Raw genomic sequence first — 10,147 nt, 5'->3', positions numbered from 1 at the left:
CCCGCGCCCCTATCGGTGGCGCTCGCCTGGTCGTCGCAGGAGGGCTGCGGCCCACGCCGTCAGGCGGGACGGGTAGTGCGTCCGGCGCGGGCTCGTCGTGGCCGGTCGCGCAGTTCCCCGCGCCCCTATCGGTGGCGCTCGCCTGGTCGTCGCAGGAGGGCTGCGGCCCACGCCGTCAGGCGGGACGGGTAGTGCGTCCGGCGCGGGCTCGTCGTGGCCGGTCGCGCAGTTCCCCGCGCCCCTATCGGGGCGCTCGCCTGGTCGTCGCAGGAGGGCTGCGGCCCACGCCGTCAGGCGGGACGGGTAGTGCGTCCGGCGCGGGCTCGTCGTGGCCGGTCGCGCAGTTCCCCGCGCCCCTATCGGGGCGCTCGCCTGGTCGTCGCAGGAGGGCTGCGGCCCACGCCGTCAGGCGGGACGGGTAGTGCGTCCGGCGCGGGCTCGTCGTGGCCGGTCGCGCAGTTCCCCGCGCCCCTATCGGGGCGCTCGCCTGGTCGTCGCAGGAGGGCTGCGGCCCACGCCGTCAGGCGGGACGGGTAGTGCGTCCGGCGCGGGCTCGTCGTGGCCGGTCGCGCAGTTCCCCGCGCCCCTATCGGGGCGCTCGCCTGGTCGTCGCAGGAGGGCTGCGGCCCACGCCGTCAGGCGGGCAGGGTGGTGCGTCGGGTGCGGGTTCGTCGTGGTTGGTCGCGCAGTTCCCCGCGCCCCTGGCGGGGCGCTCGCCCTCCCGCGGCAACGCCGAGTCGCCGCGGGAGGGACCATGGACTACGCCGTCAGGCGGGCGATCGCCTCGTCCACCGTCAGCTCCTCGCGCTCACCGGTCCTGCGGTCCTTCAGTTCCAGTACGCCGTCGGCGGCGCGGCGGCCGGCGACCAGGATCTTCGGTACGCCGATCAGCTCGGAGTCGGTGAACTTCACGCCCGGGGAGACCCCGGCCCGGTCGTCGACCAGGACGCGCAGCCCCGCGGAGCGCAGCTTCTCCGAGACGTCGAGCGCCAGCTCGGTCTGCAGGGCCTTGCCCGCGGCGACGACGTGCACGTCGGCCGGGGCGACCTCGGCGGGCCAGCACAGGCCCTGCTCGTCGGAGGTCTGCTCGGCCAGGGCCGCGACCGCGCGGGAGACGCCGATGCCGTAGGAGCCCATGGTGACGCGGACCGGCTTGCCGTTCTGGCCGAGGACGTCGAGCTTGAGGGCGTCGGCGTACTTGCGGCCGAGCTGGAAGATGTGGCCGATCTCGATGGCGCGGTCCAGCTTGAGCCCGGTGCCGCACTTCGGGCAGGGGTCGCCGTCCTGGACGACCACGACGTCGACGTACTCCGCGACCTCGAAGTCGCGCCCGGCCTGGACGTTCTTGGCGTGGACGCCCGGCTTGTTGGCGCCGGTGATCCAGGTGGTGCCGGGGGCCACGCGCGGGTCGGCGATGTATTTGACCTTCTCGCCCAGGCCCTGCGGGCCGACGTAGCCGCGGACCAGGTCGGGGCGGCCCGCGAAGTCGGCCTCGGTGACCATCTCGACGGTGCCCGGCGCGAAGTGCGCCTCGACCTTGCCCAGGTCGACCTCGCGGTCGCCGGGGACCCCGATGGCGACGATCTCGCCGTCGACCTTCACGAGGAGGTTCTTGAGGGTCTCGGAGGCCTGGACGCCGAGGAGCGTGGCGAGGCTCTCGATGGTGGGGGTGTCCGGGGTGTCGAGCTCCTCGACGGGCCCGGCGCCGGAGCCGTCCACCGGCTGCAACTCGTAGGAGATCGCTTCGGTGTTGGCGGCGAAGTCGCAGTTCGGGCAGTCCGCGAAGGTGTCCTCGCCGGCCTCGGCGGGGGCCAGGAACTCCTCCGACTTGGAGCCGCCCATCGCGCCCGCGGTCGCGGCGCAGATGCGGTAGTCGAGGCCGAGGCGCTCGAAGATGCGCTGGTAGGCCTGGCGGTGCAGGGCGTAGGACTCCGCCAGGCCCTCGTCCTCGGTGTCGAAGGAGTACGAGTCCTTCATCAGGAACTCGCGGCCGCGCAGGATGCCGGCCCGCGGGCGGGCCTCGTCGCGGTACTTGTGCTGGATCTGGTACAGGATGACCGGCAGGTCCTTGTAGGAGGACGCCTGGTCCTTCACGAGCAGGGTGAAGATCTCCTCGTGGGTGGGGCCGAGGAGGTAGTCGCCGCCCTTGCGGTCCTTGAGGCGGAACAGCTCGGGGCCGTACTCGTCCCAGCGGCCGGTCGCGTCGTAGGGCTCCCGCGGCAGCAGGGCGGGGAGCAGCACCTCCTGGGCACCGATCGCGTCCATCTCCTCGCGGACGATCCGCTCGATGTTGCCGAGGACCTTCTTGCCGAGCGGCAGCCAGCTCCAGATGCCGGCCGCGGTGCGGCGCACGTAACCGGCGCGGACGAGCAGCTTGTGGCTGAGGACCTCGGCGTCCGCCGGGTCGTCACGCAGCGTCTTCGCCATCAACTGGGACATGCGCTGGACCGGTGCGTTCGCCATGGTTCTCGTACTCCTGCTGCTGGGGGTCCCCCCGCTCGAGCGAAGCCGAGAGTGGGGGAGGATGATGGCAGGAGGTTAGCCGGGGGGCCGGTTCCGGCGGAAATTGGTTATCGGCGCCGCAGCGGGAGCGGGGCGCCCATCACGGCGTACGGCTTCGGGGCGCTCGGGAAGAGGACCTGGCGGGCCAGGTCCTGGTAGCCGAGGGAGTGGTAGAGGCCGCGGGCCGGGCTGTCGACGTCGATCGCCGAGAGGATCGAGCGGGGCTCGGCGGCGGTGTCGGTGATGTCGGTGATCAGGGCGCGGCCCAGACCGCGGTTCTGGTGGTCGGGGTGGACGTGCAGCTCGGTGATCACGAAGGAGTTGTCGAGCCAGTCCTCGTGCCCCTGCGCGCGCACATAGGGCTCCACGACGGTGGACCACCAGTGCGCGCGGTCGTTCGGCATGCCGTAGACGAAGCCGAGCAGGCGGCCCTTGCTGGTGGCGCCGAGGGCGCGGGCTCCGGGGTAGGTCATGTGCCGCAGGACGATCTGGCGGCGTACGGCGACCTCGTCGGAGCCGAGTCCGAAGGCCAGGGCCTGCACGGCGAGCGCCTCGTCGATCCGGGCGGACAGGTCGAGGGGGCCGATCACGACGTCGTCGGGCCGGCGGTGTCCGTGACCGGGAAAACGCAGCATGCCGGGGAGACTACAGGGCTTGTACGGGCGTCAGAACAGCACTGTGAGGTGCGGCTAGAACAGGACGCTCGTGAAGGCGCCGACTTCTTTGAAGCCCACCTTGAGGTACGCCCTGCGGGCCGGGGTGTTGAAGTCGTTGACGTAGAGGCTGACGATCGGGGCCACGTCGGCCAGTGCGTAGCGGAGCACGGCCGCCATGCCGGGTGCCGCGTACCCCTGGCCGCGGTACTCGGGGGCCACCCAGACGCCCTGGATCTGGCAGGCCTGGGTGGTGGCGGCGCCGATCTCGGCCTTGAAGACGACCTTGCCGTGCTCGTCGAGACGGGCGAACGAGCGGCCGGAGCCGACGAGTTCGGCGACCCGGGCCTGGTAGAGCAGGCCGCCGTCACCGGCGAGCGGTGAGACGCCGACCTCCTCGGTGAACATCGCCACGCACGCCGGCATGATCGCCTCCAGCTCGTCCTTGCGGATGCGGCGGACATAGGGGTCCGGGGCGATGTGGTCGGGCATCCGGTCGGTGACCATGAGCGGCTGGTGGGAGCGGACCTCGCGGGCGGGGCCCCAGCTGGGTTCGAGCAGCTGCCACAGCCGGGTGGTGGACTCGCTGGGACCGACGATCGACGAGCAGCGGCGGCCGGCCCTGCGGGCGCGGTCGGCGAAGGCGCGCACCGCGCGCGGGGTGGCGCAGATCGGGACGAGGTTGGCGCCCGCGTAGCACAGGGAGGTCAGCATGCCCTCCTCGTAGAAGCCCCACATCTCGCCGCCGAGCCGCCAGGGGTCGAGGCCCGCGACCTGGACCCGCGACGTCACGAAGGCGTTCGCGACCGGCTCGCGGTCGAGGACGGCGAGCGCGGCGTCCAGGTCGCTCGGTTCGAGCACCCGGGAGGTGGTCTGGGTCAACACGCGGGGGCCTCACGCTGCGGGTTCTGCTGATCTCCGCACTGTACCTGCCGAATTTGCGGCGCGCCGCCCTGTGGGCCGGCACGGTGGGGCAGGGGCGCCGGCCGTGGCTCGGGGGGCGGCCGGCGCGGGCCGTCCCGCGGCGGTTCAGTCGCGGCCACGCTCCTCCCTGACCCGCGTGACGAGCTGGGTCGGATTGACGAAGCGCAGGGCGATCACCAGCAGGACGAGCATCGACAGGGTGTACATCACGGCCATCGCGTCGATGGACTGCTGGGTACGGATACCGGCCGAGAAGACGGCGTAGTAGAGAGCGACGACGAGGGTCTGGCTGTCGGGTCCTGCGGTGAGGAAGGTCAGCTCGAACATGCCGACCGTGCGGACGAGGACCAGCACGGAGGCGGCGAGGATGCCGGGCACCAACAGCGGCGCCAGCACCCGCAGCAGCACGGACCAGGTGCGGGCCCCGCACATCCGCGCGGCCGCCTCGATGCGCGGGTCGATCTGCTCGATGAACGGCGTCATCGTCAGCACGACGAACGGCACGGACGGCACCAGGTTGGCCAGCACCACACCACTCAGCGTGCCCGCCAGGTGGAACTTGTACAGGACGGTCGCGAGCGGGATGCCGTACGTCAGCGGCGGCACCAGGATGGGCAGCAGGAACAGCAGCAGCACAAGCCGGTGGCCGGGGAAGTCGCGGCGGGCGAGCGCGTAGGCGGCGGGTACGCCGAGCACCACCGAGATCGCCACGACGAGCAGGGACACCAGGGCGGTCGTCCAGAAGACCTGCCCGAGGCCGAACTCGTGCCAGGCCTCGCCGTACCACCGGGTCGTCCAGCCCTCGGGCAGCCAGCTGGTGAACCAGCGGGTGCCGAAGGAGTCGGCGACGGGGACGCCGACCACTCCGGCGAGGTTGAGGAAGAAGAAGCCGAAGACGACGACGGCGACCCAGGTAGCGGGCTTGCGCAGCGGGCTGCGCCGGTTGGGTCCCGAAGTCCCCTGCTCCTCGGGGGACTTGGTGAGTACGTCCGCCGCCATCAGCCCTTGCCTCCCGTCGAACCGCGGTACAGCAGCGACCGCCAGGCCAGCACCAGTACCACGACCGCGAGCATCACGGCGGCCATGACCATCGCGATCGCCGAGCCGAGCGGGTAGTCGAACTTCTGGAAGGCCGCCTGGTAGGCCTCGATGGAGATCACGTGGGTGGCGCCGCGCGGGTCGCCGACCAGCTGCGCCGACGGGAACACCGCGAAGGCCAGCACGAAGGAGAGGCAGAACGTGATCGCGAGGCCCGGCGCGAGCAGCGGCAGCGTGATGTACCGGAAGCGGTGCAGGCGGCCCGCGCCGAGGGTGGCCGCCGCCTGCTCCAGGCTGGGGTCGATGCCGGTCAGGTACGACAGGGTGAGCAGATAGGCGAAGGGGAAGCCGGTGATGAGCAGGGAGGCCAGAACTCCCCAGTAGTTGTGGACCAGTTGGAGGGGCTGGTCCACCAGGCCGAGGGCGTGCAGGCTCTTGTTCAGCCAGCCGTTCGGGCCGAGGTAGCCGAGCAGGCCCTCGGCGGTGAGGACCGTGCCGAGGGTGATCGGCATGACGAGCAGCGTGGTGAGCAGCCGGCGTCCGCGGAAGGGGCGGCGGGTGCGGAAGGCGACCGGGACCGCGGCGAGGCAGTTGATCAGCGCGGCGGGCACGGCCAGCTTCAGGGTGGTCCAGATCGTCCCGCGCAGATACGCGTCCTCGAAGAAGCGCCGGTAGTCGGCGAGCGGACCGCCGCCGTCCTTGGGCTGGAAGGAGAGCTGGAGTCCGTAGAGGAACGGATAGCAGAACAGCAGCACCAGGAAGACGACGCCGGGCGCGAGCAGCAACAGGGTGCGGTCCACGCCGCGTTCGGCCAGGCGGTGGCGGAGTGCGGGGCGGGCGCCGGTGGTGGGCGCGCTCATGGGGCGGTCACCGCGGGCTCGTCGTCGGCGGGCTCGGCCGTACGGTCCTCGTCGGCCGTGAACACCAGCACCCGGTCGGCGGGGGCGGCCAGCCGGACGGCGTCGTCGGGGGCCAGCCGCTCGCGGGTGCGGAAGTGCACGAGCTGACCGTCGGGCAGGACTGCCCGGACCGCGAGTTCACGCCCGTGGTACTCGACCACCTCCACCCGTGCGGCCAGTCCGTCGGGCCCGGTCGTCACATCGATGTCCTCGGGCCGTACGGCGGCCACCACCACCGCCCCGGCGCGCGTGCCGTCGCGGTCCAGGCCGGTCAGCCGGGTGCCCGCGATCTCCAGTTGGGCCCGGCTGGAGTCGGTCGCGACGACGCGGGCGTCGAGCATCGTGCGGTAGCCCATGAACCCCGCGACATAGCGGTTGGCGGGTCGCCCGTAGACCTCCTCGGGGGTGCCGATCTGCTGGGTGCGGCCGTCGCGCAGCACCACCAGCCGGTCGGCCAGCGACAGCGCCTCCTCCTGGTCGTGGGTGACGTAGACCGTGGTCAGTCCGAGCTGCCGGTGCAAGCGCTTGATCTCCGCGCGCATCTCCAGGCGCAGGGCCGCGTCCAGGTTGGACAGCGGTTCGTCCATGAGCACCAGCCGCGGTTCGAGTACGACGGCCCGTGCGATGGCGACGCGCTGCTGCTGTCCGCCGGAGAGCTGTCCGGGGCGCTTGTGGGCGTGCTCGGTCAGGTGCACCAACTCCAGGGCGCGGTCGGTGCGTTCGGCGGCCTCGGTCTTCGGCACCCGGGCCATCCTCAGCCCGAAGGCGACGTTGCCGCGCACACTCATGTGCGGGAACAGGGCGTAGTTCTGGAAGACCATGCCGAAGCCGCGCCGCTCGGGGGCGAGTTGGTCGATGCGCGTACCGTCCAGCAGGATCGCGCCGCCGGTCAGCGGCAGCAGCCCGGCCAGGCAGTTGAGCGCGGTGGACTTGCCGCAGCCGGAGGGCCCGAGCAGGGCGACGAACTCCCCGCCGGATATCTCCAGTTCCAGTTCGTGCAGGGCCCGGTGCCGGCCGTAGCTGCGCGAGACGCGTTCGAGTCGCAGAGTGTCGAACCGTGCCATGCCTCAGCCGCCCGCCACGTTGCGGCTCCACAGGTCGAACGCGGTGACCTGCTGCTCGGCCGGGAGCGACGGTTTCTTCGGGAACTGGTCGATCCAGGAGTCGAAGTCTTTGTCCCCGTACGTCTCGATCGTCTTCTGCGACTTGGCGGGCGCCAGCGACAGCGGTACGTCCTTGACGGCGGGCCCCGGGTAGAAGTAGCCGTCGTCGTAGGCCTTGGCCTGCTGCTTCGGCGTCAGGATCCACTTGATGAGGTTGAGGTCGGCGGACATCACGTCGGCGCTGACGCCCTTGGGGACGACGGCGTACTGCGCGTCGGTCACCCAGGTCATGTCGTCGAAGTGGCCGACCGCCATCTTCTTCGGGACGGTGCCGAGGGCGCGCGGGTTGATGTACCAGCCGGTGGTGCTCATGATCATGTCGACCTGGCCGGAGGCGAGGTTCTTCATGGTCTCGGTGGTGCCGGAGGCGTACGGCGCCGCGTACTTGTCCAGCTCCTTCAGATACGCCCAGGTCTTGTCCCAGCCGTGCTCCGGATCGGTGGGGTCCTTGTCGCCGAGCAGATACGGCAGGCCCATCAACCAGGTGCGTCCCGGGCCGGAGTTGGCGGGGTCGGCGTACTGGAAGCGCTTGGGGTGGGCCTTGGCCCAGGTGAGCAGCTGCTGCGGCGTCTTCGGCGGGGACGTGACCTTCCCGGGGTCGTACTCGACGAGAGGCCCGGACGGGTAGTAGACGATCGCCTGTCCCTTGCCCTGCGCGAGCTTCGCCATGTCGGCGGCGGGCGGCAGGTAGTCGGGGGTGCCGATGAGGTTCTTGTGGGCGGCCAGGTCGGACCAGAGGTTCTGGGAGAGGCCGGCGGCCAGGCCGTCGGTGCCGGTGAGCACCAGGTCGATCTGGACGCGGCCCGCCTGCTGCTGCGCCTTGATCTTGCCGGCGAGGTCGGGGGCCGGGGCCTTGGAGTAGGTGACCTTGCCGACGATGTCCGGGTGCTGCCGCCGGAAGTCGTCGATCATGCCCTGGGTGAGCTGGAGGTTGCCCGCGACGTCGAGGATGTCCAGGTCGACGGGTTTCGCGGGTTTGGCGGGAATCTTCTGTCCCGTTTTGTCATCGGATGACTTGTCGTCGGGAGCCCCACAGGCGGCTACGGCACCGACAACCAGGAGAGCCGCCACGGCCAACCGGGGTGCGGGGTGTCGGAGGAGGCGGGACCTGTTCTGCGTACGGAACACGGCGGCTCCAGCAGGCTTCGGCCGGGGCGGCCCCGGCGGTGAGACAGCGCTTTCTCAGTCCGTTTGCGGGAACACGGTCCTGCGATACATCGGAGCTGTCAAGGACCTGCGCTCAGGCCGTCCCCGTGGATTCACGAACCCGCAGCTCAACGGGCAGGGTGCGGGACTCCATGTCGTCCTCGCCGGCCATCAGCCGCGCCAGCGCCTCGCCCGCGGCCCGGCCGAGCTCGGACCGGGGAACCGCTACCGTCGTCAGCGGGGGCGAGGAGTAGCGGGCGAGGTCGATCTCGTCGAAGCCGGTGAGCGAGAGGTCGCCGGGGACGCTCACGCCTGCTTCGGCGAGCCGCGAGAGCAGTCCGAGGGCGACGAAGTCGTTGTAGGCGATGACGGCGGTCGCGTCGGTGCCGAGGACGGCGGGTCCGGCGGCGTAGCCGTCGTCGGTGAGCGAGCCGCAGGCCAGCACGGTCACCTCCAGGCCGAAGGCCTGGGCGCCGGACAGGGCGCGCAGCCGTTCGCGGTTGGCCCACGACCCCTCGGGGCCGGCCAGGTAGGCGACCTTGCGGTGGCCGAGCTGGGCGAGGTGGCCGCAGACGGCGAGCAGTCCGGCGTGGACGTCGATGCAGACCGAGTGCAGGGCGAGGCCGGGTTCCTGGCGGTTGGCCACGAGCAGCGGCAGACCCCGTGCGACCAGGGCGGCGAGGTCGGCGCGGGGCATCCGCGGCGCGCACAGCAGCAGCCCGTCGGCGTACCGGACGAGGTCCTCGGCGAGCTCGCGCTCGACGGCCGGGTCCTCGTCGGAGTCCATGACGAGGACGCGTGCGCCGAGGTCGCGGACGGTCGCGGAGAACACCTTGACCAGATCGCTGAAGTGCGGGTTGGCGAGGTCGGGCACGAGCACGCCGATGGTGCCGGAGCGGCCCCGGGCCAGCCCCTGGGCCGCGGCGCTGGGCCGGTAGCCGAGTTCCTCGATGGCCAGGCGTACTCGTTCGGCGAGCGCGGGGTCGACGGTGCCGATGCCGTTGAGCACCCGCGAGACCGTGGACACGGAGGCGTCCGCGGCGCGGGCGACGTCGGCAATGGTGATCCGCCGGGCCCGCGAGGGCTTCGCCATGGCCATCGGCCCCTCCCTCAGGTCTGCCGTCGACACCGCACGAGGGAGCGCTTTCCCGTGACGGTCCTGAGGGAGAAAGTAGCTGGCGCCGGAAGAGTCGGGAAGATCCCGGGGCGGGTGCCGGTCAGCCGGTGACCGAGACCGACGGTTCGCCCGAGGACACTCCGTCGTCCTGCATCTGCTCGGCGATCTTCATCGCCTCTTCGATGAGGGTCTCGACGATCTTCGACTCCGGGACGGTCTTGATGACCTCGCCCTTGACGAAGATCTGCCCCTTGCCGTTGCCGGAGGCGACACCGAGGTCGGCCTCGCGTGCCTCGCCGGGGCCGTTGACGACGCAGCCCATGACGGCGACGCGCAGCGGGACCTCCATGCCGGTGAGGCCGGCCGTGACCTCTTCGGCGAGCTTGTAGACGTCGACCTGGGCGCGGCCGCAGGAGGGGCAGGAGACGATCTCCAGGCCGCGCTGCTTGAGGTTCAGGGACTCCAGGATCTGGATGCCGACCTTGACCTCCTCGACGGGAGGCGCGGACAGGGAGACGCGGATGGTGTCGCCGATGCCCTGCGACAGCAGCGCGCCGAAGGCGACCGCCGACTTGATCGTGCCCTGGAAGGCGGGGCCCGCCTCGGTCACGCCGAGGTGCAGCGGGTACTCGCACTGCGCGGCCAACTGCTTGTACGCCTCGATCATCACGACCGGGTCGTTGTGCTTGACCGAGATCTTGATGT

9 protein-coding genes are annotated in these 10,147 nt (G+C 71.4%); all 9 read right to left on the bottom strand.

The genetic code is table 11. From position 1 onward, the window contains the following. Nucleotides 1-759: 759 nt before the first annotated feature. Nucleotides 760-2,463, bottom strand: a complete 1,704-nt coding sequence (locus JYK17_RS38875; RefSeq protein WP_222812245.1) for a proline--tRNA ligase — start codon at nucleotides 2,461-2,463, stop codon at nucleotides 760-762. 107 nt (nucleotides 2,464-2,570) lie between these two features. Then, complete coding sequence (locus tag JYK17_RS38870; RefSeq protein WP_222812244.1) at nucleotides 2,571-3,137, bottom strand: GNAT family N-acetyltransferase; 567 nt, start codon at nucleotides 3,135-3,137, stop codon at nucleotides 2,571-2,573. A gap of 54 nt (nucleotides 3,138-3,191) precedes the next feature. Further along, nucleotides 3,192-4,040: a GNAT family N-acetyltransferase gene (locus tag JYK17_RS38865; RefSeq protein WP_108016034.1), complete on the bottom strand. Its 849-nt coding sequence runs from the start codon at nucleotides 4,038-4,040 to the stop codon at nucleotides 3,192-3,194. 144 nt (nucleotides 4,041-4,184) lie between these two features. Next, entirely contained in the window at nucleotides 4,185-5,078 is an 894-nt protein-coding gene (locus JYK17_RS38860; protein ID WP_206660149.1) for an ABC transporter permease, read from the bottom strand. Continuing rightward, nucleotides 5,078-5,977, bottom strand: coding sequence for an ABC transporter permease (locus JYK17_RS38855; protein ID WP_108016035.1), 900 nt, complete (start codon nucleotides 5,975-5,977; stop codon nucleotides 5,078-5,080). The genes JYK17_RS38860 and JYK17_RS38855 overlap by 1 nt, the downstream gene beginning before the upstream one ends. After that, nucleotides 5,974-7,080 (bottom strand): ABC transporter ATP-binding protein, encoded by a 1,107-nt coding sequence (locus JYK17_RS38850; protein ID WP_108016036.1) that lies wholly within the window; start codon nucleotides 7,078-7,080, stop codon nucleotides 5,974-5,976. Before JYK17_RS38850 ends, JYK17_RS38855 begins: the two co-directional genes overlap by 4 nt. A 3-nt stretch (nucleotides 7,081-7,083) precedes the next feature. Beyond that, nucleotides 7,084-8,250, bottom strand: a complete 1,167-nt coding sequence (locus JYK17_RS38845; protein WP_234548181.1) for an ABC transporter substrate-binding protein — start codon at nucleotides 8,248-8,250, stop codon at nucleotides 7,084-7,086. Between the two features lie 169 nt (nucleotides 8,251-8,419). After that, nucleotides 8,420-9,424 (bottom strand): LacI family DNA-binding transcriptional regulator, encoded by a 1,005-nt coding sequence (locus JYK17_RS38840; RefSeq protein WP_128801772.1) that lies wholly within the window; start codon nucleotides 9,422-9,424, stop codon nucleotides 8,420-8,422. Nucleotides 9,425-9,542: 118 nt separating this feature from the next. Next, nucleotides 9,543-10,147, bottom strand: a 605-nt coding sequence (locus tag JYK17_RS38835; RefSeq protein ID WP_222812243.1) for a flavodoxin-dependent (E)-4-hydroxy-3-methylbut-2-enyl-diphosphate synthase, incomplete at its 5' end; no start/stop codon positions are given.

Origin of the sequence: Streptomyces plumbidurans (assembly GCF_019857225.1) — a bacterium.
Classification (GTDB): domain Bacteria; phylum Actinomycetota; class Actinomycetes; order Streptomycetales; family Streptomycetaceae; genus Streptomyces; species Streptomyces plumbidurans.
Note: the sequence above shows the minus strand (reverse complement) of the source record. Positions and strands in the feature narration are given on the sequence as shown.